Origin of the sequence: Quatrionicoccus australiensis, from assembly GCF_020510425.1 — a bacterium.
Lineage (GTDB): Bacteria > Pseudomonadota > Gammaproteobacteria > Burkholderiales > Rhodocyclaceae > Azonexus > Azonexus australiensis_A.
The window spans coordinates 1,266,137-1,292,077 of sequence record NZ_JAHBAH010000001.1 but is presented as its reverse complement, the minus strand read 5'-3'; the positions used below and the strand labels follow the sequence as shown (position 1 = coordinate 1,292,077).

Here is a 25,941-nt window from a genome sequence, read left to right as displayed (position 1 = left end):
CGCGCCGGGGGGCTGGTAAAAGATGAGTGCCGCCCGGATTCTCGAGAGTAGCCAGCTTGCTGCCGCCGGGCTCAACCTGCAGGCGGTTTTCAACATTGCCGAGCTGCCGCCGGCGCTGCGCGGTCAACTCGCCGAAACGGGTGATTTTCGTCAGCTGATCCTGCTTGGTCATGGCGGTCGCGCGCTGTGGGATGCGGTGCAGCGTTCCGGCATCGTTTCGGCCGATCCGATCGACGATTTTACGCGCGCCACGGTCGACCGCTGGTTTGCCGCCGAAATGCCGGCACAGCGCTATTCGGTGCTTTATCCCGGCGCTTGTCCGGTCGGCCTGCAAGCGCTTGGCAAGCTGGCCGGCTGGCATCATGCGTCGCCTTTCATGGTCGGTATCAACGCGACCTGGGGCAGTTGGTACGCCTATCGCGCCGTCGTGCTCGCCGATACGGATTTCGTGCCGACGCCGGCCTTGACCGGTAGCTCGCCCTGCCTGTCCTGTACCGCGCAGCCCTGCATCGCAGCTTGTCCCGGCGAGGCGCTGGCCGGCGGCGAATTTGCGCTCGACAAATGCATCGCCTGGCGCCGCCAGCCGGCGTCGACTTGCGCCACCGCCTGCCTGGCCCGCATCGCCTGCCCGGTGGCCGGCGAGCACCGCTACTGCGGCGACCAGATCCGGCACAGCTACGCCATCTCGCTGCGCATGATCGAGCAGTATTACTGAGCCTGGCGGCGGAAATCCTCGGCGACGAGGGCGTGCCGCGTCAGCTTGTCGTACAGGGTTTTCTTCGGCAATTTCAGCGTTTCGGCGGCGCGTGCGACATTGCCGTCGGCCGCCAGCAGGGCCTTTTCGATGGCGGCTTTTTCGGCGGCCTCGACCTGTTCGGCGAGCGAACCCGCGGGCTGCGTCGCACCGGCCGGCTGCGCCAGACCGTCGGGCAGGCCGAGCGCCCAGCGGTCGGCGACATTCTTCAGTTCGCGCACATTGCCCGGCCAGTCATGCGCCGTCCAGCGCGCCAGGTCGGCCGGCGTCATCGCCGCGGCCGGGCGCTGGTAGCGCGTCGCGGCATCCTGCAGGAACTGCGCCATGAGCAGCGCGATATCCTCGCGGCGCTGGCGCAGCGGCGGCAGGTCGATGCTGACCACGTTCAGGCGGTAATAGAGGTCGGCGCGGAACTGGCCGGCGGTCGACGCCGTTTTCAGGTCGGTTTTGCTCGCCGCGACCAGGCGGCAATCGACCGGGATCGCCGTGTTGCTGCCCAGGCGCTCGACGCTGCGTTCCTGCAGCACGCGCAGCAGCTTGACCTGCAGGTTGAGCGGCATCGACTCGATTTCGTCGAGGAACAGCGTGCCGCCGTTGGCGTGCTCGATGCGGCCGATGCGGCGCTTGCCGGCGCCGGTGAAGGCGCCCGCCTCGTGGCCGAAGAGTTCGCTCTCGAACACCGTTTCCGGCAGCGCACCGCAGTTGATCGCGACGAAGGGGCCGCGCCGGCCGCTGGCATCGTGGATGGCGCGCGCGACGACTTCCTTGCCGCAGCCGGTTTCGCCGTTGATCAGGATGTCGACGCCGGTCGGGGCGAGCGTGCCGACCAGTTGGCGCACCTGCTGCATGGCCGGCGACTGGCCGATGATCTGGCTGCCGCTGCCCAGGCGTTCCTTGAGCTGGCGGTTTTCGCGCAGCAAGGCGCGTTTTTCCAGGGCGCTCCTGACCGCGGCGACCAGGCGCTCGGACGGGAAGGGCTTCTCGATGAAATCGTAGGCGCCCTCGCGCATCGCCTCGACCGCCATGGCGACGTCGCCGTGCCCGGTCATCAGCAGCACCGGCAGCTCGCGGTCATGCTGGCGAAGTTCGCGCAGCAGCGTGAGGCCGTCGCGGCCGGGCAGGCGGACGTCGCTGACGACCAGGGCTGGCGTTGCCGTGGCCAGCGCGGCGAGCAGCTTCTCGGCATCGGCAAAGGCGCGTACCGGGATGTCGGCGATGGAAAGCGCCTGTTCGCAGCCTTTGCGCACGGCGGCGTCGTCCTCGACCAGGAAAACCGGGAAGTCAGCCATTGAGCACGGCCTTGGCGTAGCTGCCGCGGTCGAGATCGACGGTCTCGACGCTGAGCTGGATTTCTGCCCCCGTGGGCGCGTCGACCGCTGAGCGCAGTGCGGCGAGCACGGCTTCGGCCAGTTCCTTGCGCTCGGCCTCGCTGCGCCCGGCGAGCAATGCGATGCGGACATGCGCGAAGGCACGCGGCGCCGGCCGGATGCCGACTTGGAAATGCTCGAGGGCGAAGGCCCGGCTCTTGATGTCGGGCTCGCTGAACAGGCCGGAATCGAACATCGCCGTATTCAGCGCAGCAAGGGCGAGCGCCGGCGAAAAACTGGCGAGATTGTTGCTGTATTCAAGGGTCAGATGGGGCATCGGGTTCTCCTGCGGCGGGCAGCGTCAGAACGAACACGGCGCCGCCATCCGGCGCATTGTGCGCGCCCAGCGTGCCGCCGTAACTTTCGACGATGGTCAGTGAAATGGCCAGGCCGAGACCGAGGCCTTCGCCGGCCGGCTTGGTGGTGTAGAAAGGTTCGAATAGGTGAGTACGCACTTCGTCGGCCAGGCCCGCGCCGTGGTCGCGAACATGGATGCTGACGCGTTCGCCATGGCGGTTGGCGCTGACTTCAAGCACGGGTTCGGGCTGGCCGGCCATGGCGTCGAGGCCGTTGCGCAGCAGATTGACCAGCACCTGTTCGAGGCGGCCGGCTTCGGCCAGTGCGAGAAGATCGGTGGCCGGCGGCGTGATTTCGATGCGGGCGGCGATTTCCCGCCGGCGCGGCTCGACGATGAGCAGGGCGTGCTCTATCGCGCTGGTGATGGTGACCGCCTGCGGCGTCGCCGCTTCCTTGCGGGCAAAACTCTTCAACTGGCGCACGATGCGCCCGGTGCGGTCCACCAGCTCGCTGATCAGCTGCAGGTTTTCGCCGACTTCATCGTGGCGGCCGCGGGCGAGCAGGGCGCGTGCGTTGTCGGCCAGGGTTTGCAGCGCAGCGAGCGGCTGGTTCAGTTCGTGGCTGATGCCGGCCGACATCTGGCCCAGCGTCGCGAGCTTGCCGGCCTGCACGGCGGCGTCGCGCGTTTCACGCAGGATGGCCTTGGTGCTTTCGAGGGCAGCGATCTGTTCGGTGAGGTCGGCGGTGCGCTCGGCGATGCGTTCCTCAAGTTCGCCATAGACGCGGCGCAATTCCTCGCGGCGCCGGGCGCGGTGGCGGAAGTGGGCGGCCAGGCCGAGCAGGAAGGCGGCGGCAAAAACGACGGCGCTGGCCGCGCCAAGTGCCGCGGCACGGGCCTCGCCGGGGTCGCCGAGCTGTACCACCTGCCAGCCCTGGCCGCCGACCGGGCGGCTGTGGATCAGGCGTTCGCGCGCCATTTCGCCAGGCAGGGCGAGGCGTAGCGGTTGACCGTTCGCAGCGGGCAAAATTGCCTGCGCCGCGAGCGGCGTCACCGGCTGCGTGCCGTACTGGCGCGTTTCGGCGAGGCGCGCGCTGACTGCCTCGGGCAAGGGCGCCAGTGTGCGGTAGCGCAGGCGGCGCTCCGAAGACAGGAAGACGACGCCGTCGGCATCGGCCAGCAGCAGGGTGTCGCCGGCGCCGGCCAGGGCCTGTTCCATGCTGTCGAGGGAGAGCTTGAGGACGATCACGCCAAGCACCTTGCCGGCTGCGCGCACCGGCGCGGCGAGGAAATAGCCGGGCTCGCCGGTGGTGACGCCGACACCATAGAAACGGCCGAGGCCGTCCTTCAGCGCATCGCGGAAATAGGGGCGGAAAGCGTAGTTGTGGCCGACGAAACTGCGCGGCAACTGCCAGTTGCTGGCCGCCAGCGTCTCGCCGTGGGCATCGATCAGGAAGGTGACGCTGACCGCGGCGCCCTGCTGGGCCGCTTCGAGATAGGCGTTGGCAGCGGCGATGCGTTGCGGGTTGCGCGGTTCGCGCAGTAATGCGGCGAGTGACGGGTCGAGGGCGAGCAGGCCGGGCAGCGATTCGTGGCGGGCCAGCGTCGCTTCGAGCGAGCGCGCGAAGGCATCGAGGCGCTGCGCCGACAGTTGCCGGTCATTGGCCAGATAGATGCCGAAAAACAGGCGGTAGGCCAGCCAGCCGAGCAGCAGGCAGAGGCCGACCGCCGCACCGAGCAGGAGCAGGGTGCGGCGGTTGCGGCCGGCGGTGGGGGGCGGTTCGGGATTCACCCCGACATCCTACCGATTTTGCCCGTTTTTCTCAGTCGACCGCCGCCAGCTTCATTTCGTCGTTGGCGTGGCGCTGCTGCTCTTCCATGACCAGGCGGCCGAGTTCGCGCTTGAGTTCGTTGAACTCGGCGCTCGCCGGGTCGCGCGGGCGCGGCATGTTGACGTACTGGTCGCGCTTGACCGTGCCCGGCCGGTAGGTCATGACGACGATGCGGTCGGCCAGGTAGATCGACTCCTCGATCGAGTGGGTGACGAAGAGGATGGTCTTGCCCAGCTTTTCCCAGATGCGCAGCAGCTCGTCCTGCAGGTTGCGCCGGGTCAGCGCATCAAGCGCGCCGAAGGGCTCGTCCATCAGCATGATCGGCGAGTCGAGGGCGAGCACGCGGGCAATCGCGACGCGCTGGCGCATGCCACCCGACAGGTCCTTCGGGAAACGGTCGCGGAAGTCGTTGAGATGCAGCAGGTCGAGTAGCTGGTTCACGGTCAGGTCAATCTCGGCCTTTTCCTTTTTCTGCACCTGCAGGCCGAAGGCGATGTTCTGCGCCACGGTCATCCACGGGAACAGCGCGTATTCCTGGAAGACCATGCCGCGCTCCGGGCCGGGGCCGGTGATCTTCTTGCCTTCGACGCTGATTTCGCCGGCCGAGGGCAGCGCGAAGCCGGCCACGGCGTTGAGCAGCGTCGACTTGCCGCAGCCCGAGGGGCCGAGCAGGCAGACGAATTCGCCGGCCTTGATCTCGAGATTGATGTCCTTGAGCGCGATGACATCCTTGCCCGGCGTCTTGAAAACTTTTTGTACGTTGTTGACGATGATCTGCGACATCTCAGTGCTCCAGGCCGCGGTGCCAGCGCAGCAGATGATTGTTGAGGCGGCTGACCGCCGAGTCGATGGCGAGGCCGAGGAGGCCGATGGTGATCATGCCGGCGATGATCTTGTCCGACCACATGAACTCGCGCGCTTCGAGGATGCGGAAACCGAGGCCGTCATTGACCGCGATCATCTCGGAGACGATCACGACGATGAAGGCGGTACCGATGCCGATGCGCACGCCGGCCAGGATGTAGGGCGTCGCGGCGGGCAGGATGACGCGCGTGAACATCGTCCATTGGTTGACGCCGAGGTTGCGCGCCGCCCGCAGATAGATGCCGTCCACCTGGCGCACACCGGCGATGGTGTTCATCAGCACCGGGAAGAAGGCGCCGATCGCGATCAGGAAGAAGGACGGCGGATTGCCCAGGCCGAACCAGAGGATCGCCAGCGGAATGTAGGCGATCGGCGGGATCGGCCGCAGGATCTGCATCAAGGGATTGAACAGCTCGTAGATGCGCGGGCTGGCGCCCATCAGCAGGCCGAGCGGCAGGGCCAGCGCGGCGCCGATGACGAAGCCGGCAACGACGCGGAACAGGCTGGAGTAGGCGTCATGCAGCATCTCGCCGGAGACCAGCCAGGCCAGGTAGCTCTGGCCGGCTTCCTGCGGCTGCAGCGGCAGCAGGTAGGCCCACCACTTGATCGCGACCGCGGTCGGCGAGGGCAGCAGCACCTCCGAGAAGAGGCCGAGACGCGAGCCGGCTTCCCAGAGGACGAGCAGCAGGACGGGAACGATGCACCCGTACAGGAAATTCTTGAGGTTTTTCATCGTCGACCGCTCACTTCACCTTGAGTTCGGTCTTGGCCTTCTGCAGCAGGTCGAGCTTGACCCACTCGGCCGCCTTGGGTGGCTTCTGCATGCGGCCGACGCCGTATTTCTGCATGAAGTCGGTGGTGACGTCGATGTGCTCGAGCGTCACGTCGTAGGTGTAGTCGGCGTTGTCCATCGCATCGCGGAAATCCTGCGAGGTGATCTGGCCCTTGAACATGGACTCGCGCACATACTTCTCAGCCAGGTTGGGGTCGCTGTTGAACAATGCGGTGGTTTCGACGAAGCACTTCATCAGGCGCTGTGCGACGTCCTTCTTCTCGCCGTACATCTTCTCGGTCATCACCAGCAGGCGCACCGGCTCGCCCATCTTCGTGGTGTAGGGCTTCATAATCTCGACGCCGAACTTCTTGTTGATCGCCTGCGAGGATTGCGGCTCGGACTGGTTCATCGCGTCGATCTGCTTGGCGGCGAGCGCCTGGTTGAGGTCGGCGAAGGCGAGGAAGACGATCTGCACGTCCTTGCCCGGCTTGTCGGACCAGCTCAGGCCGGCTTTTTCCAGCTCCGCGTAGAGCAGCAGCTCATGCGCGCCGCCACGCGTGACGCCGACTTTCTTGCCCTTGAGGTCGGCAATGCTCTTGATGCCGGTATCGATGCCGGCGACGATGCGTGCGCCGCCCTTGGCAAAACCGGCGACGGTGTAGATCGGCACGCCGTTGGCGCGGCCGGAGATGGCGCCGTCGGAAGCGAGCGCCGCGATGTCGATTTCGCCGGCGACGATCGCCGGCATGATGTCCGGGCCCTTGGCGAACATGCGTTCCTCGACCTTGAGGTTGTACTTGCCGCAGGCCTCCTTCATGTAAGAGACGGCGCCGTAATGCGCGAACTTCAGATTGCCGAGGCGGACGACATCGGGCGTCTGCGCCTGGGCGGCGAGCGGGGTGGCAAAAGCGAAGGCCAGGGCGAGGCAGGCAAGCTTGGGCTGATTGTGGGTCATGAAGATCTCCTTTAGTGTTTTTGCGACGTCCGCCGGGCGGAGGTGAAAAACAGATTGCAGGAGACGTGCCATGCCGGGCTGGCTGGTTCAGTTGATTGATTTAATTGGTTTTTGCCTGTTTTTTGCAGTCGACCGCTGCGCTTGCTGTGCGGAAATCCGCAATGCCGGCGGTGGCCTGTGCGGAATCTCGCGCTGGCGAATGACGCGCTGCGGGGGGCGGCGGGGCGGCGTCCATGATAAAATTGATCGCTTTTTCCGGTAATAGAAGCGGAGAGCAAGATGAGCACCCTAATCGCAGGCGATCGTGTCACCCACCCCAAGCAACAGGAATGGGGTCTCGGCAAGGTGCTCAGCGCAACCCCGGACAACCTTGACGTGTTTTTTGTCGGTGCCGGCCGCAAGCGCCTGTCGCGCTCCTTCATCCAGCTTGAAAAGGCTGAAGGCGCCGCATCCAAGCACCGTCTGCTCGACAACCTGATCGAAACCACGCTGATGAATCCCGATGACTTTGTCACGGTACCGATGGCGATCGACCGTTTCATGGCGAACTACCCGGATGGTTTCGAAGATGCCGACTACATCAAGAATGCGCGCGAAGCCAATGTGCGCGGCAACAAGTTCTGCGTTCAGTTGCTCAGCCAGGAAGAACTTTCCCGCCTGATCGAGGAAGGCAGTTTCGACGCGGTCTGCGACCGTGCCCGCCATGTCGAATCGAGCACCAACCTGCTGACCAAGAGCGAGCGCAAGGTCTTTCACGACGCCCTCGAGTCGGTCCCCTGCCAGAAACTGTTTGCCGTCGCGTTGCTTGAACTCCTCTACGGCAGCGAAACCGAAGAGGCGCGCTTCAAGCATTTCCTGCGCACCCTGGGCATCCTGGGACTGAACAAATGGCCGTTTGCGACCCTGTTCAGCTTCATCCGTCATCCCAAGCAATCCCTTTTCATCAAGCCGCTGGCCATCCAGAACTCGGCCAAGGCGCTGTGCTGGCGCATCGGCTACAAGCCCGAGCCGAACTGGAAGACCTACGATGCCGTGCTGCGTTTCTACAGCTACGTCCGTACCAACCTGCTGGAAGAGGGCCTGATGCCGCGCGACATGATCGACGTGCAAGCCTTCATCTGGTCGATCAGCCAGAAATAAGTAGTACGCTACAGCCCATTATTCGAAAGGAAGAACATGAACGCGCAAGCACTCGCTGAAAAACTGAACAAGCTGGGTTATACCCCCGTCGCCCTGAGCGAGCCGTCCAAGAAGGAAGACGGCATGATCATGTTCACCAAGGGCGTGCATGTGCAGGTGCCGCTGTTCGGCGATGAGCCCAACGTCGTTCTCGAAACCAGCGATGGCGAGTTCGAGTTTTACGATGCGCAGCGAAACATCGAGGATCTGATCGCCGACTTGAAGGCCGCGCTTGAAGAAGAGCTGAGCATGTGCCGCAGCGCTGACTGAGTTCGGCGGATTTTTCGCGATAAAAAAAGAAGGCCGGCAAGTTTGCCGGCCTTCTGTGCGTGTGCGGTTGGTGTTTCAGGCCGGACTGCCGACCGGCGATAAGCGGGGGGCAATCAGGGAACGTTCGGAAACGATCAGGCGTTTTCTGATCCCCGCGCCGATCTTGCGCTCCACTTCCCACATGGCCGCGCCCTTGACGACGGCTACTTGCTCTATGGCGGTTACGACATCGCCCAGTTTGGTGCAGAGGTACTCGGCACCGCGTTCGATTGAAGACTTCACTTTCATTCGGCCAAATCTCCCGTGTGGTTTTGCGTGAACAATCTTACTCAGGTTTTCAGAAGCGTGAAACAGGCTATTTCGTATTTGCTTCGCAGAAAAGCAGAGACCTCATATTGACCGCAAACGGGCTGTTGGCGTTCCTCAGTATTGCAACGCTTTGTACCGGTGTGTTGCCGCCTGCGAAGGGCTCAGGTTTTCCGCTGGCCGGTACTCGCCGATGCCCGGCTGGCCGCGGTGAGTACCGGCAGCATCTGTGCAACACCTTGGCGGATCTCTTCCGGGGTGAAGGCGGAGAAGCCCAGGATCAGGCCCGGCGGCGCCGTCTGTGTTCTGCGGTAGAAGGACAGGGGGCGGCTTTCGATGCCCTGTTCGCCTAGGGCGGCAGCTACGGCACGGTCGTCGGCCTGAGCGGGCAGGATGGCCGTCGCGTCGAGGCCGGTGGTCAGCGGCAGCAGCGTCAGCAGATCGGCGAGTTGAGTCTTGCATTCGTGAGCAAGGGCGGCTGCCCGCTCGCTGTAGAGCAGCCGCATGTGGCGCAGGTGACGGGCGAAATGCCCCTCGCTGATGAAGCGGGCGAGCACAGCCTGCGCGAACACCGGCGCATGCCGGCAGGTCAGTGCGACGGCCGCCGCGAACGGCTCGGTCAGCCATTCCGGCAGTACGACGTAGGCCAGGCGCAGGGAGGGAAAGAGCAGCTTGCTGAAGGTGCCCATGTAGATCACGCGGCCGTTGCGATCGAGACTTTTCAGACTGGAGAGCGGCGTGCCGGCAAAGCGGAATTCGCTGTCGTAATCGTCCTCGATGATGCAGGCGTCGCAGCGCTCCGCCCAGTCGAGCAAGGCCAGTCGGCGCTCGACCGGCAGGGTGGCACCGAGCGGTGACTGGTGCGCGGTGGTGACGTAGGCAAGACGGATGTCGGGCGCTGTCGGCAGGGGCGGCTCGGTACACAGCCCGGCGTGGTCTACCGGGATGTCGATGACGCGGGCACCGGTCAGCTCGAAAATGCGGGCGGCGCCGGGATAGCCGGGATCCTCGACGAGGGCCGCATCGCCGGCGTCGAGCAGCAGACGGGCGCAGAGGTCGAGCCCCTGCTGCGCGCTGCCGACGATCATGATTTGCCCGGTCTGGCAGGTGATGCCCTGGGCATACGCCAGGTGTTCGGCAATAGCCTGGCGCAGTGGCAGATAGCCGGCAGCGTCGCCGTAAGCCATGCTTGCCGGCTGCATCAGCTTACTGCAGCGCTGCCCCAGCCGGTTCCAGATGGCCAGCGGAAAGACCTGCAGATCGGGCTGGTTGGGCCGGAACGGCCGGGCTTGCGGGCTTGCCTTGTGTAAGGGAAATGGATTGTCGGCAAACAATTTGCCGGTGCGAGACAGGCGCCCGGACGGGGGCGTCAGTGCGCTCGCTGAAAGTGAATTGGATGGTGCCAGCGGGATCCGCAATGAACCGGTAACGGTGGTGCCACTGCCGGTGGCGCCGGCCAGGTAGCCTTCGGCGGTCAACTGCTCGTAGACAGCCAAAACGGTGCCGCGCGAAATGCCCTGCTGGCGTGCCAGATCGCGCGTCGACGGCAGGCGGCGGCCGGGGGCGATGCGTCCAGCCAGGATCGCTGCCCGCAATTCGCCATACAGCCAGCGTTGCAGGGTGCAGTCCGGGGGACAGGGAGCCAGGCTGAGTTCGAGTTCCTGAGCGCGTCGCATGCTTTAAGTGGACTATCGTAAGTCGAAGTAAATGGATATTTTCATCGTACCACCTGCGCCTTAGGATGCGCCATCGTGCCTGCGGGCATGACTTCCCTTCAACTCGATACTGGATACAACCCCATGGAACAACGCTTCGATGTCAGCAAGTTAATCCCGGACGGCTACCAGGCCATGCTTGGCGTGCATACCTATGTTCAGGGCTGCGGCCTCGATCTCGGCCTGCTCGAACTGGTCCGCCTGCGCATTTCGCAGATCAACGGTTGCGCCTTCTGCGTGGCGATGCATATCCCGCTCGCCCGCAAACATGGTCTGAGCGAAGACCAGATCAACCTGGTCGCAACCTGGAAGGAGTCTCCCGTTTTCAGCCCGCGCGAGCGCGCCGCGCTGGCCTGGGCCGAAGCCGTCACCGTGCTGACCAGCCAGGAAGTGCCGGATGCGGTCTACGGGCCGCTGACGGCCCAATTCAGTGTCGAGGAAATCGCCAAGCTGACGCTGTGCATCGGCGAGATCAATACCTGGAACCGGCTGATGATCGCTTCGCGCACGCCACCTGTCCTCGGCTGATTAAAACGCCCCAGTCAATGGAATTAAAGGGGGCAGAGACATTTCCCGTTTTTGCCCAATCTTTTTTCCATTGCTGCTTTCTCAAAATCCTGTTGCCCTGTTATCCGTGCATTCTTTTCTCCTCCACGCCATTCCCACAACAGCCCCTCATTATTGATGTGTTGCGGGTCATTGATAGCGTCGTTTCCAGTTCCGTCAGAAAGAACGAAAAAGACTCGCACATGAGGGCCGTTCGAATCGTACAGTTTGGGGACGGTAAAGCCATTCAACTGCTGATCGGCGATCGTGAAGGTCGCCAGGTCTGTAGCGGTAGCGGGGCGGGTCGTCACGCCGTCATTCAATGTGGAGCCGGTCATAATAGGAGCCTTGTTCAGAAAGTCTTTGAGTAGGCAAGCGTGTGGTTGAAGCGGTCTTCGCGGGTACGGGCATTGGCGTCCAATGAGCGCAAGTAGATATGCACTTGCATATAGAGGCTCAACGTCCGGTTATTCACCTCGATCACAATGGTTGGCCCTGATGTCTGCATAGGCAGGCTCGGGTCGATGCGCGCCGGATCTTCCTGATGCAAGACCACCCGATCCGTGAAAATCTCTTCAAGATTCAAGACCGCCTCATGGGGCACACCATCCCGGGAGCGCCATTTCACTTCCAGCGGGCCTTCGAAGGCCCGGAGGCCGAGCATTCCGCCGCCAGTGAGGTCGCGCCTTTCGTCATCCTGCGTTTTCTCTCGCATCACTTCTGGACGACTGCCGGGAAAAACGCTTCTATAAACTAAGCGCCGCCCATAAATAACTTCCATCTGGGTCGCACTAAACAGGGTGACATCTATGGCATGCTCCCTGAAGCGCAAAGCATCGCCGGGTACTGAGCGTGTGGTCATCGGCGAACATCCTTCTTGTATCATGAAGGTAACTGAGCAAGCAGCCATTGCGGCAGCATATTTGAGAATTGCCAGGTAGAGTCTTGGTTTAGCTTTCATGCAGGGCTTCTCCATTAGTTGTCGTTGCTTGCGCAGCACAACAAAACAGAAGACGGGCCACGTTTTCCATCCATTTCCGCAGTCGACCGTACCAATCCCGCCCCATCATCCTTATCCATTTATTCATCCCCCAATTTCAACAATTTCCTACGGTCAACTTGATTTTTCCGACAAATATTTATTTCCATTACCGCCGTCCAATTCCGGCACAAAAAAATCTAATTGTTTAGCGCACCGGACTGGCGATAGAGGCTACTCAGGCTGCCAAGCAGCCACAGAACATCCTGGTATCCCAGTTTTCTCCCGGAAATTTTCATTCGCTAGTGGCTCAGTTTAGAAAGGGAAATTTCTCTGACCGGTTTGGTATCGCTTTGACAAAGATTCAGAATGGCAATGGGTTTGCGAGTTCCAACTTTCCAGTTGGCGGCCCGGCCAAAGACGAGCTTGCAGCCATCAGGGGAGAGTTGCATCGCAAAAACGGATTCGGGCGTATGGAACCAACTTGTTGGCTTACCCCAAATACGGGTCAGGCGTTCGTCATTAAGCAACATGATTGACGTATTCGGCGTGATCAGCAGCCCTACTGGTGTAAATAGAAAATAACCGACGCCTTTTAAACCGTATTCGTAGATTATTTCGGGGTACGGTATCTCCTCGATAGAGCCATCGAGTGAAAGCAGACGAAAGGGAGTCAGGGCATAGGGGCGATTCCCCCAAGAGTTCCCGGCCAGTCGTTTATCTGTCATCGAAGTGCCGTGAGGGTCATAGTAGTTCAGTTGGTATTTCCTGGCATATTCAAGATATTGCCGCCAGCCACCCTTAATCTCTGAAAAGTGAATATTTAACTCAATTGCAGGCTTGTTCGGGACGACATATGTCGCTTTGTCACCAAGGGTATGCTGGAGCCCAAGAGCAGCCCTTTGTATATATCCATGCCCTTCGTGTAGTGCCCAGCTGTTTTTTGGGTAAAGTCCTCGGGGCAAACATTCGTGTGTTCCGAGGTCAGCCACATCTGGAATTTTCGTAACTGTTCCAGCAGAGTCAATTCGAACCCATTTATATTGCCAATCATTCTGTTCCGGGCTTTTAAATGGCAACTCAGGCTTGAATGGCGAAGGGCGAATCGCCCCAACCCCGCGCAAAGGATTAAAACACCATAACACCCAGCCTGGATCAAGCAACTGGCGACTTTCTCCCGTTTCCGCATCCACTAGCATAGTGCGTTCAGCTTGCAGTATGTTGACATCGGGAATGTCCTGCGCCGCCATTACCATAAAAAGGCGATTACTCAGCCAGTGAACACGAAATTCCCACGAAGCTGCCACCATCTGATTGGGGCCTGACATGAATTGCAAATCGGTTTCTATAACTGGCAGTGGATTCTCGTTGAATATTCGTTTTGTTTCTTCGGCTTGGCAGATTGTGCAAATAGAAAATATATAAGTAAAAACAACGATTAAATGGGGGAGAGATATTTCCCGTTGTCGCCCAAGCATTTTTTTCATTTCTGCTTCCTTGAAATTCTGTTGTTCTGATACGGCTTAGTTCAGAAAACGAAATGTCTCTGACCCCTTTGGCCTGATCTTCATCGGCGAAAAAGCACGACTCGCGGTTGATGCCGCGCTGAACGATGTGCAGCGGGTAGTTGGCGAGGAGAACGCGAGGGCGGCGGGGCATGGTCAGTGACTCAGTTCAGAAAGCGAAATGTCTCTGACCTCAATGGCACTTTAGAAGTCACCGATTTCGCGATGCCCCCCGCCTGGGATTGCTCCGCGCTTACTTTGCCAACGACTTCAGTCATGCCGGTTCCTTTTGGTCAAATGGTTGAATGGGTTATTTCTGTGCAGGATCGGGATAGATCTGCTGAATCTTGCTTCCGTCGAAACGCTTGGTGCCCCCCTGTATCGGCTTGAATCGCTCGTTAGGCGTTCCTTTTGTCCAAGGCTGCCCATCCCACGGCCACTCGATGAATACATACAGTTGGCGTCCGTAACAGGCAAAATGAATGGTCAGGTGATCAAGGCTCTCGGGCAGGCGATGGCGCAGATCAACGGTATCCTCCAATACCTCGCCAGTTGCCTTTATCCGCCATTTGACGTGAAGTTTGTCGCCGCGCGGGATATAGCCGGTGACATTGTCAGACTTAAGGGCTTGACCGAGTCGTACCCGCTCCCTCTCCGGTGCGAAGCCAATTGACTGCGGCTCACCGTATTGATAGTCCAGCACCTCGATATCCGGACTATCCCGATAAGCATCGAACTCGAATGTATGGAATTCCACTTTTTCACCTCCTGTGGAACAAGCTGATAACCCGAAAACCCCTACCAAAATAACAATCCAACCGAGGATAGATATCTCTCTCATGCTGCACTCCTCCGGGTCCAATCGTTCAGCGTGTCGCTCCAAGCTCCGTTGTCGCACGGCAAGTCCGGCTCAAACTGCAGCACCAAAGGGGTCAGAGACATTTCACGTTTTCTCCGAGTCGTCTTTTCCATTCCAGTCCTCCTTAAAATCCAAGATCTTGTTGGCTCGTTATTGGTTGCGCGCTTGCTTCATTCGCAGGCCCATTCGGCCGCCCGCGCTTGCCGGAGTTATGCAGGACACCCTCCCGGCCGCAGATCGTTTCGGCAAAACGCTCGTTGCCTATCGGTATGCCCAGTTGTTCAGCCTGGCGAATATCGCCGACGGGCGCCGCATCCAGTTCGGGGCGAGAGAGCGCCCGAGAGCTAGCTGAGCAGGTGCCCGTTTTATAACCCGGCGCCTGAACGGGGTCGCGGAAGTTTTCCTGCGAATATGGTGGCGGGAAATCCTGCTCGACGAGCCTGGCATTAAATGGCTGGTGATAGAGGTTGCTCAGGCTGCCGTGCTGCCAGAGAACATCCCGGTATCCCGGCTTATCCCCGGAAATTCGCATTCGTTAGCTAATTTTTACAAAGTGCCGTGGATGCTAGGGGTGGGTTGATGCTAGGTCAATATGCGATTTGGCATATTTGATGGTGTGTGGGCATTTCTTGTGAAAATCAAGGCGAGGGGGTATCCCCCCGCTTCAGCACTCATCGCAAAGATGGATCTCGACCGTGGCATGCACGATTTCTGGGTGGATGCCGAGCTGCTCGCGAATGGCGAGCGGGGTCAGTGTGGCATCGTGGGTGAGCAGGCTGAGCGCGCAGGCGTAGGCGCCGGTGCCGACGCGCCAGACGTGCAGGTCGGTCAGTTCGGTCTGGCCGGCGGCGGGCAGGGCGGCGATGACGTCGCGGATCTCGGCGACGACCGGGTGGTCCATTTCGCGGTCGAGCAGGACACGGCCGCTCTGGGCGAGCAGTTTCTTCGACCACAGTGCGACGAGCACGGCGCCGAGCAGGCCGGTCAGCGGGTCGAGCCAGTCCCAGCCGTAGAACCAGCCGCCGGCCAGGGCGGCGATGGCGAGCACCGAGGTGGCGGCGTCGGTGATGACGTGGATGTAGGCGGCCTTGAGATTGAGGTCGTCGTGACCGTGTGAGTGCGCATGACCATGCGCGTGGGCGTGCTCATGATCGTGGTGATGATGCTCATGCGCCTGGCCGAGAATCAGTGCGCAGACGAGGTTGACCGCCAGGCCGAGCACGGCGACGGCCATCGCTTCCGGGTAATGGATGGTCTGCGGCGCGACCAGGCGTTCGAGCGAGCCGTAGATCATTGCGGCGGCGACGCCGAGCAGGCAGATGGCGCTGGTGTAGCTGGCCAGCACCTCGATCTTCCAGGTGCCGAAGGCGAAGCTCGGGTCGGCGCTGTAGCGGCGAGCCGCGGCGTAGGCGAAGGCAGCCAGGCCTAGGGCGAGCGCGTGCGAACTCATGTGGAAGCCGTCGGCGAGCACTGCCATCGAGTTGAACCACCAGCCGGCGCTGATTTCCATAAGCATTGTCGCGACGGTGATCCACATCACCAGGCGGGTGCCGCGTTCGGCCGCGGCATTGCCGTCCGAGTAATGGTGGTTGTGCGCCCAGCGCGTCAGGTCGTGTGTGGTTTTGGCCATATTTTCACTGTTGACCGTAGCCGGCGAATTTCGCCAGCACGGCGGTCATTTCGTCGGCGGAAAGGATGACCGGCTGGCCGAGCTGGCAGGCGCGCCAGTATTGCTCGCACAGTTCTTCCAGTTCGATGGCGAGCGCCATGGCTTCGGCGAGGTCGCGGCCGGCGACGAGCAGGCCGTGGTTGGCGAGCAGGCAGGCCTTGCGTTCATGCATGGCGGCGAGCGCAGCGGTCGACAGTTCCGGCGAGCCGAAAATGGCGTAATCGGCACAGCGGATGCTGTCGCCGCCGAAGCGCGCGATCATGTAATGGAAGGCCGGAATGTCGTAGCGCAGGCAGGCCAGGCTGACCGCAAACGGCGAATGCGCGTGCAGCACGGCGCCGACTTCCGGCCGGCTGGCGTAGAGGTCGCGGTGAAAGCGCCACTCCGAGGATGGCTTGCGGCTGCCCTGGTGCGAGCCATCGAGCGCCATCAGCGGGATGTCGTCGGCCTGCAGCGTGGCGTAGGGCATGCCGGTCGGCGTGATGTAGAAGCCGGCGCCGCTGCGCACGCTGACATTGCCGGCCGTGCCGCGATTCAGCCCGGCCGGCTGCATGACCCGGGCGGTGGCGATCAGATCAAGGCGCAGGTCAGGCACGGGCTGCTTCCGGGTAGAGGTCGAGCAGGCCGGCACGGCTGGCCGGGCAGACGCCGCGTTCGGTGATGATGGCCGTGACCAGGCGGGCCGGCGTCACGTCGAAGGCCGGATTGGCGACGGCTTCGCTTGCCGCCAACTGGCGCAGCGCGCCGGGTTCGGCGTGGCGGTCGACGCCGTGTACGAGGCGAAATTCGTCGCCGTCGCGCTCTTCGATGGGAATCGCGGTGCCTTCGGCGCAGGCGAAATCGAGGGTCGAACGCGGTGCCGCGACATAGAAGGGAATCCCGTTGTCGGCGCAGGCCAGCGCTTTGAGGTAGGTGCCGACCTTGTTGGCGACATCGCCGTTGGCGGCAATGCGGTCGGCGCCGACGATGACCGCGTCGACCTGTTTTTCCCGCATCAGGATGCCGGCCGCGTTGTCGGCGATCAGCGTGTGCGGCACGCCGTGCTGCGCGAGTTCCCAGGCGGTGAGCAGGCCCTGGTTGCGCGGCCGGGTTTCGGAGACCCAGACATGCACCGGCAGGCCGGCGTCGTGCGCGGCATAGACCGGCGACAGCGCGGTGCCCCAATCGACGGTGGCGAGCCAGCCGGCGTTGCAGTGGGTCATGATGTTCAGGGTCTTGCCCGCGTGGCGTTCGATTTGGCGGAACAGGCCGAGCCCGTGCTGGCCGATCGCGGCGTTCTGGGCGACATCCTCTTCGGCAATCGCTGCTGCTTCGGTCCACGCCGCCGCAGCACGCATTTCCGGCGCCAGCGGGACGAGCACCGCCTGCATGCGGGCCAGCGCCCAGTGCAGGTTGACGGCGGTCGGCCGGGTCGCGCCGAGGATCGCGATGGCGTCCTGCAAACGTGCATCACCGGCCGCGTCGTTGAGTGCGATGGCCAAGCCGTAGGCCGCGGTGGCACCGATCAGCGGCGCGCCGCGTACCTGCATGGCGCGGATGGCGTGTGCCGCTTCGTCCAGCGTTGCAACACGCACCCAGTGCAGCGCATGCGGCAGCCGGGTCTGGTCGATGATGTCGATGAGGCCCTGCGCCGGATGGGCGCGCAGGGTGCGGGTGGGGGTGCCGTCAATGTTCATGGAAGTGGTTGTTGTCTTGCTGGTGTGGCGGGAAGACCGGATGGTCAGTGCGTATCCTACATTCTCCGGCCCGTGCCCGGGAAAACCGGCGTAGTGGGTGGGCTTCATAGTCAGCCTTTTTTGGGCTAGAGTGGATCCCATAAAAAGCAGACGGAGCCAGTGGAGGCTTAGCTGATCAAGGCCTTGCCGGGCGATGTGCCCGGTAAAAAAACAAAAGGGGACTTACATGTTTTCATTCTTCAAATCGGCAGCGTCGGTCGGCGGGACGCCTTCATCCTTGTCGGAGACGCTGCCTGCCGTGCGCGGGCGTTTCCATGTCGAGCGCCTGCCGGCCCGGCGTGCCGAGCTTGGTGTGTCGGACAATGCCGGCGGCCTGTTCATCGGCTTCATTCCGCCGCATGCCAATTTTGCCAGCGCCGCCGAAGGGCTGGCGCGGCTGGTCGCCGGCTCCGGTCAGAAAACTGCGTTCGCGGCACTTTCCTCGAACGGTGCCCTGTGCAGTGGCGGGCCGTCGACGTACTGCGGCGCCGAGGCGCAGGACCGTGAGGGCAGCTTCCTGTGGTTGTCGGATTCGATCATCGAAAAAAGCGAAATCTTCACCCTCGACCTGCGTGTCGGCCAGGGCAGCACGGTCGGTGAGCGCGTCGCGAAAATTGCGCAGGAACTGAAGGGCGTCAATCCGTCGTTCCCGATCAATGCTCAGGATTGTTTTGCGCTGGTCTTCTGCGACGGCCTGTCGGCTTCGGAAGGCTTCCTGATGCGCGCCTGGTACGAGAGCCAGCGCTTCCCCTGCCTGGCAATCGGCGGTTCGGCGGGCGGCAAGCTCGACTTTTCCGGTACCTACATGCATGACGGGCAGCGCGTGCTGACCGGCCGGGCGCTGCTGGTGTTCTGCAAGGTTCGACCGGGCATCCGTTTCTCGCCGTTCAAGTCGCAGAATTTCGTCCCGGCCGGCAAGAGCTGGCTGGTGGCCGATGCCGATCCGGTGGCGCGCACGGTGAGCAGCGTGTTCACGGCGGACGGGCAGAGCCAGGGTTTCCTGAGCGCACTGGCGGCGCATTTTCGTTGCGCCGAGCATGAGGTCGAGAAAAATCTGGTCGGTCATACCTTCGCCGTGTCAGTCGAGGGCGAGATGTTCATCCGCTCGGTGGCGACGCTGGCTGCCGACAAGACCACCTTCTTCTGCGACATCGAGTTCGGCGACTGTCTGCACCTGCTCAAGGTGACCGATTTCATCGCTTCGACGCAGCGCGACTGGCAGCAATTCCTGACCGGCAAGGGGCAGCCGCTGGCCATGCTGCTCAACGACTGCGTGCTGCGCCGCCTGGGCAATGCCGACCTGCTCGGGCGATCCGACTTCTTCGCCGAGACGCCGGCCGCCGGTTTCTCGACCTTCGGCGAGATTCTCGGCATCCCGATCAACCAGACGCTGTCGGCGCTGGTTTTCTTCCGCGACAACGAGCGCTATGCCGATCCCTTCATGGATTGTTTCCCGGTGCATTACGCGGCCTTTTCGACGCATTACACGCAGCGTGCGCTGCAACGCTGGATCACGCTGAACGGTATCCAGCGCGGCATGGTCGAGCGGGTGGTCGATTACGAACGGGCGGTGCAGCCGGTCATCGATACCCTGCCGTCGCTGGCTGCCGGTTTCCGCCAGCAGTCGTCGACCTTGAGCCAGGCCCTGGCGCTGATGGCCGATGTCGGGCTGGCCGCCAAGGCGTCGCAGAGTTCGCAGGCCAGCCTGGGAGCGGGGCTCGACGATCTCGAACGCCTCTCCAAGGCGATCGGCTCGATCACCGGCGGGATCAGCGCGATTGCCGACCAGACCAACCTGCTTGCCCTCAATGCGGCGATCGAAGCGGCGCGGGCCGGCGAGGCCGGGCGCGGTTTCGCGGTGGTGGCCGACGAGGTGCGCAAGCTGGCCCAATCGGCCAAAAACCAGGCCGATGCGACGGCGTCGAGCATCCACGAGGCGGTGCAGACGATCACCGATATCCGCCGGATTGCCGAGGAAACCCTGCTGGCGATCGATGGCCTGATCCACAAGAGCGAGGAAGCCTCGGGCCGGATCGAGCAGATGACGACCGATGCGGCACGCGAGCAGGCGCAGGTCACGCAGAGCCTGTCCAGTGTCGATGAGCTGACGCAGGGCATGGCGACGCTGAACGAGGTGCTCGGCCGTCTCGATCACCTGCAGGCGATGGCCGGCAAGCTGTAATTGGTCTTTCCGGCCGGTCCGGCCTTGGCCGGGCTTGCCGGAACGGGTTGCGGCGCGGCATGATCCGCCTCTCATTTCCTATCGAGCCGTTCATGGATACGCCTGTCCGCATCGCTTCCCGCTTCCCGAACATGGGCACCACGATCTTCACCGTGATGTCGAAAATGGCCGCCGAGTGCGGCGCCGTCAACCTGTCGCAGGGCTTTCCCGACTTCCAGGCCGAGCCGGCGCTGTTCGACGCGATGCATCGCCACATGCTGGCCGGACGCAACCAGTACGCGCCGATGACCGGCCTGCCGGAACTGCGCCAGGCCATCGTGGACAAGGTCGCGGCGCTGTACGCTACGCGCTACGACGTCGAGTCCGAAGTCACCGTCACGGCCGGCGCGACGCAGGCGATCTTCACAACGATTGCCGCCTTCGTCCGGCCCGGCGACGAGGTACTCGTCTTCGAGCCGGTCTACGACAGTTACGTGCCGGCCATCGAAACCGTGGGTGGCACGGCGGTTTTCGCGCAATTGAAATTTCCCGATTACGCGCCTGACTGGGAACAGGTCAAAAAGCTGATCACGGCCAAGACGCGGATGATCATCGTCAATTCGCCGCACAACCCGACCGGCAGCCTGCTCTCGGCGGTCGACCGGGAAAAACTGGCCGAATTGGTGCGCGGCACCGATATCGTCATTCTTTCCGACGAAGTCTACGAGCACATTCTGTTCGACGGCGAACAGCACGCCAGCCTGTGCGGCCATCCCGAGCTGGCGGCGCGCAGCATCGTCGTCTCCAGCTTCGGCAAGACCTATCACATCACCGGCTGGAAGATCGGCTACGTGGTCGGTCCGGCGGCGCTCATGGCCGAGTTCCGCAAAGTGCATCAATTCAACGTATTCACCGTGCACGCGCCATCGCAACTGGCGATTGCCGAGTACATGCAGGATGCCTCCCGCCATCTCGGGCTGGCTGCCTTCTACCAGGAGAAGCGCGACTTCTTCCGCGAACTGATGGCGCCGACGCCCTTCGAACTGCTGCCCTGTCGCGGCACCTATTTCCAGCTTGCCAGCTATGCCGGCCTGTCCGAGCTCGGCGACCGTGCCTTTGCCGAGTGGCTGACGCGCGAAGTCGGCGTGGCCGTGATCCCGGTCTCGGTATTCAATACGGATGGGCGCGACGACAAGGTGGTCCGCTTCTGCTTCGCCAAACGCGAAGAAACTCTGCGCGCCGCAGCCGAGCGGCTTTGTAAAGCCTTTGTGAAAAAAACTTAAATTATGATTTTCGCCTTGACGCTGCTCCGTCCGGGCGCGAATAATTCGCCCGTTTATTGATCACACAGGGGAAACAACATGGGAATGATTCAGGAATTCAAGGAATTTGCCGTCAAGGGCAACGCAATGGACCTCGCGGTCGGCGTCATCATCGGTGGTGCCTTCGGCAAGATCGTCGACTCCATCGTCGGCGACCTGATCATGCCGCTGGTCAGCCGCGTCGTCGGCAAGCTCGATTTCTCCAACCTGTTCGTCGTCCTCGGTGACAACCCGAACAGCCTGACTGCGCTGGCCGAGTTGAAGAAGGCCGGCATCCCGGTTTTTGCCTACGGCTCCTTCCTGACCATCCTGGTTAACTTCGTTATCCTTGCCTTCATCATCTTCATGATGATCAAGCAGATGAACCGCCTGCGTCCGACCGAAGCGCCGGCTCCTGCACCGGAAGCGCCGGCGACGCCGGAAGATGTTCTGCTGCTGCGCGAAATTCGTGATGCGCTGAAAAAGTAAGGCGTACTTTCATCCGCAAAAAAGCCGCTCGTGAGCGGCTTTTTTGTTGTCGCCGAGTTGCCCGGCTTCAGCTGGCGCCACGCCAGTGGCTGCTCAGTAATTTGAGGTGGGCTGCGAGCGTGGCGATCTCGTGTTCCAGCTGATCTACCCGAGTGCTCAGCTTGCCCAGCGGCAATTGCCGGGCACCTGTTTCGAGTTCGCCGGCAAGGCGGGCTGCGGGTTCGGCATGGAAAGTGGCGAGAATGCCCTTCAGGCTGTGCGCGGTATGTTCGACCAGTTCGGCTTTGTCGCTGGCGATGCCGGTACGCAGGCGTTCGATGTTGCGTTGCCAGGTATCGAGAAAAATCTCGGCAATGATCTCGACCATTTCGCGATCGGCCTGGCGCAGCGCGACGCCGTAGTCAAAGGCCGGAGGCAGGCTGGGCGGAGCATTTTGCAGCCCGCCATAGGTGTGCAGCTTTTCCAGCAATTCCTTGATCTTGATCGGCTTTGACAGGTAATCGTCCATGCCGGCCTCGATGCAGGCATCGCGGTCGCCTTGCATGGCGGCGGCGGTCATCGCAATGATCGGCGTGCGCGGCAGGCTGGAGGCCTGCTCGAAGTGGCGGATGCGCCGGGTCGCCTCGATGCCGCCCATGACCGGCATCTGCATGTCCATCAGGATGACGTCGAAGCTGCGTTCGGCATGCCGGACGAGGGCTTCCTGGCCGTTCTGGGCGAGGACCGGGTGGTGTCCCCATTTTTCCAGCAGGCCAATCGCCAGTTTCTGGTTCACCGGATGGTCCTCGACCAGCAGGATGTCGAGGGCACGTTGCAGTTCGCGCAGCGAATGGCGGGTGACCAGCTGGTTGGGCGCTGCTGCCGGCTGATTCTGGCTGGTGTCGAAGAGCCGGCACAATGCGGCGAGCAATTCTTCCGAGGAGATCGGTTTCGCGAAAAAGCCGGCGATGCCGACTTCCTGGCAGCGCTGGCCGTCGCCGCGCATGGCGCCGGACGACAGCATCAGCATCGGCGGCACCTGGTCGAGTGCCTCGCGCAGGGCGGCGGCCAGCTGGTAGCCATCCATTTCCGGCATATGGGCATCGAGCAGGATGCAGTCGAACTGGCGCCCTTCCTGCCGGACGAGCGCGAGGGCGGTCTGGCCGGAGTCGGCAACGCTCGCGGTGATGCCGAAGGAACTCAGCATGCCGGCCAGGACGCGGCGGTTGGTGTCGTTGTCATCGACCAGCAAAATATGCTTGCCGGCGAGGTCGACCGGTGGGCGCAGGATTTCGGTCGGCGCCTGGTCGATTTGCAGGGCGACCGAGAAATGGAAGGTGCTGCCCTGGCCGAGCTCGCTCTCCAGCCAGATTTCGCCGCCCATCAAGTTGACCAGGCGGCGCGAGATGGATAGTCCGAGGCCGGTACCACCGTATTTGCGGGTGGTCGAGCTGTCTTCCTGGGCAAAGGCATCAAAAATCAGTTGCTGCTTTTCGGCGGCGATGCCGATGCCGGTATCACGCACCGCAAAATGCACCGTGGCGATGTTGCCGTGCCGGGCGCTCAGCGTGACGCGCAGCGCGATTTCACCGTTTTCGGTGAACTTGATGGCATTGCCGACGAGGTTGGTCAGGACCTGACGGATGCGGCTGGGGTCGCCCTGCGCATGCGTCGGCACTTCCGGCAGGACTTCGCTGACCAGTTCGATGTTTTTCTCGTGCGCGCGCAGCGACATTGTCTTCAGGGATTCCGAGACGAGGCGGTGCAGGTCGAAGGAAATGTGTTCGACGAGGAGCTTGCCGGCCTCGATCTTCGAGAAGTCGAGAATGTCGTTGATGATGGTGAGCAGCGATTCGGCCGAGGATTTGACAATCGCCATGTACTCGCGCTGTTCATCGGTCAACGCGGTATCGAGGGCAAGATCGGTCATGCCGATGATGCCGTTCATCGGCGTGCGGATCTCGTGGCTCATGTTGGCCAGGAAGTCGCTCTTGGCCCGGCTTGCCGACTCGGCGGCATCCTTGGCCAGGCGCAGCTCGGCCTCGGCCTGCTTGCGGTCGGTGATGTCGATGATGATGCCGAGCAGGCCATGCACCGTGCCGTCGAGCTGGGTCAGGGCCGCCTTGCGATAAATCGCGTCATGCCGCGTGCCGTCGCGTGCATGCACCTCCGCCTCGTAGGACTGGATGCCTGAGCTGGCCAGCAATTCCCTGTCCTTGGCGGCGTGCAGGGCGGCATCCTCGGGGCTGAGCAGGTCGTGCAGGGTGCGGCCGATGAATTGCTCGCGCGTCGTATGGAAGAACAGTTCGAAGGCGCGGTTCAGGCGCAGGTAGCGACCGGCAGCATCCTTCATGTACAGCGGCAGCGGGATGGCCTCGATCAGTTCCTCGACCATGTGCAATTGCTCGGAAAGCTGTGCCTCCATCTGCTTGCGGTCGGTAATGTCGGTACGGATGGCAATGTACTGTTCGGGCAGGCCGTTGGCGTCGAGCAGCGGCACGATGGTCGCATTGACCCAGTAGGTGTGGCCGTTGCGCGCCCGGTTGCAGACCTCGCCGTGCCAGACCTTGCCCTGGCTGATGGTGTCCCACATGTCGCGGAAAAACTCGGCCGGATGCTGGTTCGAATTGATGATCCGGTGGTTGCGGCCGAGCAGTTCGTGGCGGTGATAGCCGCTGATCTCGCAGAAGCGGTCATTGGCATAGATGATGGTGCCGGCGATGTCGGTGATGCTGACGATGGCGTGCTGGTCGAGGGCGAACTTCTGGTTGGCCAACGCGCGGCGACCGGCTTCACTTTCGCTGACCAGGGCGGCGAGGCGTTGCGCCAGCGCGCCCAGGTCCTCCTGGGCAAGGATCAGCGAATCGGCCTGGGTTGTTGCATTGGGCAGCAGGTCGCGGATCGCATCACGCACCGAGCAGAGCGCGCTTTCGCGCTCGCCCAGTTCACGGCGCAGCTTGTCATTGAGGCTGGAGAGTTCCTGCGAGGAGATTTCCAGGCTGCGCGTACGCAACTCGAGGTCGCGTTCGTGTTGTTCATAGGAAGCATCGACCCGCTGCAGCAGTTCGCCGAAGCCGTTGAACAAGCCCGCCAGTTCCGGATCGACGCCGGCCGAGGCGGCCTGAAGCTTCTCCAGCAATTGGGCAAGCGCCGCCTTGTCGGCGACGCCGATGGTGCGTTTCAACTGGCGGAGCAGGGTTTTTTTCATGGCAGAAGGGTGACGACTTTCAGTTTTCGCGCAGACAGGTAATGGTCATCGTCTGGTTGTGCAGGCGGCAGGCGGCATCCGGCTTGAACGGGCTGATCTCGCCGTAGGAATAAAAACCGGTCAACACGGCCTTGCTGCCAAAAATCTCGCTGACCGCTTCGACTTCTTCATCGACCCGCTCGCCCATGACCAGTTTGCGGCCGACGCAACTGACCAGGATGGCCAGGCAATCGCCGGCGTTATCGAGCATGCCGGTCGCCATTTCTGCCGCCGTTTCGGCGCCGGCGACGAGCTTGTCGGTGCTGGCGTGCATCAGTTTCAGATAGCCGTTGGTGAGAATCTCGCCCGCCAGGGTCAGGCTGCCGGCCGCTTCGTCGACGCCGAGTATGGTCCGGATCAGGCCGTTGCCGTGGTGGTCTTCGCCGAGCATGGCAAAGGGAAAGAGCAGGCCGGAGGCGGGCAGACGCTCGGCGTGTTCGCCGAGATAGCGTTTGTACACCGCGAGTGCCGGTTCGTCGTCGAGCTCGAACAGGACGTTGCCTTCGCAACGCGTGACCTTGCGGGCCGGGCCGAAGGGTTCCCAGCCGCCGAACGAGCCGTGCCCCAGCTGCAGTGCATCGCCGCAGAAACCCACGGCCACCACGGCCTGGTCGCTGACGCCGTCCCGGCCGAGCGTGAAGGTCTGGCGAAAGGCACCGTCGTCGCCGGCCAGGCCGCCGGTAATCGGCAGTTCCGTGCCGAGTACGCTGGCCAGGCCGTTGACCAGGGCGCTGCCGTTGATCTGCACGCCAGGCCCGAAAACCAGCACGGCCTTGAGGTCGGGCGCCTGCAACTGCTGGGCGAGGCGTTCGCCGGCGGCGAAGGAGTCGTTCATGCCGGTCAGCACGGTACTACCCTGGGTCAGGCGGGTCTTGTCGAAGCGGATGGCGGTCAGTACGCAGCTGCCGTTGTCGACGCCCTGGCCGGTGATTTCACCGGCGGTCGAGCAGCCCAGCAAGAGGCTCTGCGGGCAGGCAGCGCGCAGGTTGTCGACAAAACCCGGTGCATTGAGCTGCGCGGTCGAGGCGAAGACGAGCAGCAGGTCGGGCTGCTGCTCGCCTGGTGCGGCCAGGGCCTTGGTCAGCTCGCCCGGCATTTTGATGCTTTCCTGAACGATGCGCATCCTGTCTCCTTTATGGTTGGGCGCGAAAATACCACAGGCTGCATGCGGGTATTGCC

The 25,941-nt window shown here is 62.4% G+C and carries 25 protein-coding genes and 1 pseudogene; 8 read left to right on the top strand and 18 right to left on the bottom strand.

Annotation, left to right across the window (positions count from 1 at the left end):
• The first annotated feature begins 22 nt into the window (after positions 1-22).
• Positions 23-715 carry a hypothetical protein gene (locus KIG99_RS06275; protein ID WP_226459372.1) on the top strand — a complete coding sequence of 231 codons (693 nt, stop codon included), beginning with the start codon at positions 23-25 and terminating at the stop codon, positions 713-715.
• Here KIG99_RS06275 and KIG99_RS06270 read toward each other — a convergent pair.
• Genes KIG99_RS06270 through KIG99_RS06245 form a run of 6 tightly spaced genes read right to left on the bottom strand, consistent with a single transcriptional unit; the run spans position 709 to position 6,842 of the window.
• Positions 709-2,043: a sigma-54-dependent transcriptional regulator gene (locus KIG99_RS06270; RefSeq protein WP_226459371.1), complete on the bottom strand. Its 1,335-nt coding sequence runs from the start codon at positions 2,041-2,043 to the stop codon at positions 709-711. The genes KIG99_RS06275 and KIG99_RS06270 overlap by 7 nt on opposite strands.
• Positions 2,036-2,398: a 5-carboxymethyl-2-hydroxymuconate Delta-isomerase gene (locus tag KIG99_RS06265; RefSeq protein ID WP_226459370.1), complete on the bottom strand. Its 363-nt coding sequence runs from the start codon at positions 2,396-2,398 to the stop codon at positions 2,036-2,038. The genes KIG99_RS06270 and KIG99_RS06265 overlap by 8 nt, the downstream gene beginning before the upstream one ends.
• Positions 2,379-4,208 (bottom strand): sensor histidine kinase, encoded by a 1,830-nt coding sequence (locus tag KIG99_RS06260; RefSeq protein ID WP_226459369.1) that lies wholly within the window; start codon positions 4,206-4,208, stop codon positions 2,379-2,381. The genes KIG99_RS06265 and KIG99_RS06260 overlap by 20 nt, the downstream gene beginning before the upstream one ends.
• 31 nt (positions 4,209-4,239) lie before the next feature.
• Positions 4,240-5,031 (bottom strand): ABC transporter ATP-binding protein, encoded by a 792-nt coding sequence (locus tag KIG99_RS06255; RefSeq protein WP_226459368.1) that lies wholly within the window; start codon positions 5,029-5,031, stop codon positions 4,240-4,242.
• A gap of 1 nt (position 5,032) precedes the next feature.
• Positions 5,033-5,845 (bottom strand): ABC transporter permease, encoded by an 813-nt coding sequence (locus tag KIG99_RS06250; protein ID WP_226459367.1) that lies wholly within the window; start codon positions 5,843-5,845, stop codon positions 5,033-5,035.
• Positions 5,846-5,855: 10 nt separating this feature from the next.
• The gene (locus tag KIG99_RS06245; protein ID WP_226459366.1) at positions 5,856-6,842 is read right to left on the bottom strand and encodes an ABC transporter substrate-binding protein; all 987 of its coding nucleotides are present in this window, start codon (positions 6,840-6,842) and stop codon (positions 5,856-5,858) included.
• A gap of 70 nt (positions 6,843-6,912) precedes the next feature.
• On the opposite strand from KIG99_RS06245, the gene KIG99_RS06240 reads away from it, so the two are divergent.
• Genes KIG99_RS06240 through KIG99_RS06230 form a run of 3 tightly spaced genes read left to right on the top strand, consistent with a single transcriptional unit; the run spans position 6,913 to position 8,291 of the window.
• Positions 6,913-7,104 (top strand): hypothetical protein, encoded by a 192-nt coding sequence (locus KIG99_RS06240; protein ID WP_226459365.1) that lies wholly within the window; start codon positions 6,913-6,915, stop codon positions 7,102-7,104.
• Between the two features lie 17 nt (positions 7,105-7,121).
• The gene (locus KIG99_RS06235) at positions 7,122-7,982 is read left to right on the top strand and encodes a DUF3553 domain-containing protein (RefSeq protein ID WP_226459364.1); all 861 of its coding nucleotides are present in this window, start codon (positions 7,122-7,124) and stop codon (positions 7,980-7,982) included.
• Positions 7,983-8,018: 36 nt separating this feature from the next.
• A complete protein-coding gene (locus tag KIG99_RS06230; RefSeq protein WP_226459363.1) occupies positions 8,019-8,291 on the top strand; it encodes a hypothetical protein in 273 nt (90 codons plus the stop codon).
• Positions 8,292-8,366: 75 nt separating this feature from the next.
• Here the strand turns inward: KIG99_RS06230 and KIG99_RS06225 are convergent, their stop codons facing one another.
• Both KIG99_RS06225 and pdxR read right to left on the bottom strand, forming a co-directional pair.
• Positions 8,367-8,579 carry a hypothetical protein gene (locus KIG99_RS06225; protein ID WP_226459362.1) on the bottom strand — a complete coding sequence of 71 codons (213 nt, stop codon included), beginning with the start codon at positions 8,577-8,579 and terminating at the stop codon, positions 8,367-8,369.
• A gap of 182 nt (positions 8,580-8,761) precedes the next feature.
• Positions 8,762-10,273 (bottom strand): MocR-like pyridoxine biosynthesis transcription factor PdxR, encoded by a 1,512-nt coding sequence (pdxR, locus tag KIG99_RS06220; RefSeq protein ID WP_226459361.1) that lies wholly within the window; start codon positions 10,271-10,273, stop codon positions 8,762-8,764.
• A 123-nt stretch (positions 10,274-10,396) separates the two neighbouring features.
• Here pdxR and KIG99_RS06215 point away from each other — a divergent pair, with 123 nt between their 5' ends.
• The gene (locus KIG99_RS06215) at positions 10,397-10,840 is read left to right on the top strand and encodes a carboxymuconolactone decarboxylase family protein (protein ID WP_226459360.1); all 444 of its coding nucleotides are present in this window, start codon (positions 10,397-10,399) and stop codon (positions 10,838-10,840) included.
• A gap of 23 nt (positions 10,841-10,863) precedes the next feature.
• On the opposite strand, the gene KIG99_RS06210 is transcribed toward KIG99_RS06215, so the two are convergent.
• From KIG99_RS06210 to mtnA, 8 genes are all read right to left on the bottom strand, one after another.
• Positions 10,864-11,196: a hypothetical protein gene (locus KIG99_RS06210; RefSeq protein WP_226459359.1), complete on the bottom strand. Its 333-nt coding sequence runs from the start codon at positions 11,194-11,196 to the stop codon at positions 10,864-10,866.
• 14 nt (positions 11,197-11,210) lie between these two features.
• A complete protein-coding gene (locus KIG99_RS06205; RefSeq protein ID WP_226459358.1) occupies positions 11,211-11,819 on the bottom strand; it encodes a hypothetical protein in 609 nt (202 codons plus the stop codon).
• 320 nt (positions 11,820-12,139) lie between these two features.
• The gene (locus tag KIG99_RS06200) at positions 12,140-13,324 is read right to left on the bottom strand and encodes a hypothetical protein (RefSeq protein ID WP_226459357.1); all 1,185 of its coding nucleotides are present in this window, start codon (positions 13,322-13,324) and stop codon (positions 12,140-12,142) included.
• Positions 13,325-13,652: 328 nt separating this feature from the next.
• Positions 13,653-14,183 (bottom strand): hypothetical protein, encoded by a 531-nt coding sequence (locus KIG99_RS06195; protein WP_226459356.1) that lies wholly within the window; start codon positions 14,181-14,183, stop codon positions 13,653-13,655.
• Between the two features lie 142 nt (positions 14,184-14,325).
• Positions 14,326-14,733 carry a hypothetical protein gene (locus KIG99_RS06190; RefSeq protein WP_226459355.1) on the bottom strand — a complete coding sequence of 136 codons (408 nt, stop codon included), beginning with the start codon at positions 14,731-14,733 and terminating at the stop codon, positions 14,326-14,328.
• Positions 14,734-14,865: 132 nt separating this feature from the next.
• Entirely contained in the window at positions 14,866-15,831 is a 966-nt protein-coding gene (gene dmeF / locus KIG99_RS06185; RefSeq protein WP_226459354.1) for a CDF family Co(II)/Ni(II) efflux transporter DmeF, read from the bottom strand.
• Between the two features lie 4 nt (positions 15,832-15,835).
• Positions 15,836-16,465: a class II aldolase/adducin family protein gene (locus tag KIG99_RS06180; protein WP_226459353.1), complete on the bottom strand. Its 630-nt coding sequence runs from the start codon at positions 16,463-16,465 to the stop codon at positions 15,836-15,838.
• A complete protein-coding gene (gene mtnA / locus KIG99_RS06175; RefSeq protein ID WP_226459352.1) occupies positions 16,458-17,546 on the bottom strand; it encodes an S-methyl-5-thioribose-1-phosphate isomerase in 1,089 nt (362 codons plus the stop codon). The genes KIG99_RS06180 and mtnA overlap by 8 nt, the downstream gene beginning before the upstream one ends.
• A gap of 451 nt (positions 17,547-17,997) precedes the next feature.
• Here mtnA and KIG99_RS06170 point away from each other — a divergent pair.
• The 3 genes and pseudogenes from KIG99_RS06170 to mscL form a co-directional block, all read left to right on the top strand.
• Positions 17,998-19,767: pseudogene (locus tag KIG99_RS06170) on the top strand (methyl-accepting chemotaxis protein); the annotation flags it as partial.
• A 92-nt stretch (positions 19,768-19,859) separates the two neighbouring features.
• A complete protein-coding gene (locus KIG99_RS06165) occupies positions 19,860-21,029 on the top strand; it encodes a pyridoxal phosphate-dependent aminotransferase (protein ID WP_226459350.1) in 1,170 nt (389 codons plus the stop codon).
• Positions 21,030-21,107: 78 nt separating this feature from the next.
• Positions 21,108-21,536, top strand: coding sequence for a large conductance mechanosensitive channel protein MscL (gene mscL / locus KIG99_RS06160; RefSeq protein WP_226459349.1), 429 nt, complete (start codon positions 21,108-21,110; stop codon positions 21,534-21,536).
• 67 nt (positions 21,537-21,603) lie between these two features.
• On the opposite strand, the gene KIG99_RS06155 is transcribed toward mscL, so the two are convergent.
• Together KIG99_RS06155 and KIG99_RS06150 are read right to left on the bottom strand one after the other, a co-directional pair.
• A complete protein-coding gene (locus KIG99_RS06155; protein WP_226459348.1) occupies positions 21,604-24,723 on the bottom strand; it encodes a response regulator in 3,120 nt (1,039 codons plus the stop codon).
• Positions 24,724-24,742: 19 nt separating this feature from the next.
• On the bottom strand, positions 24,743-25,885 hold the full coding sequence (locus KIG99_RS06150) for an FIST signal transduction protein (protein ID WP_226459347.1): 1,143 nt from the start codon (positions 25,883-25,885) through the stop codon (positions 24,743-24,745).
• Positions 25,886-25,941 lie beyond the last annotated feature (56 nt).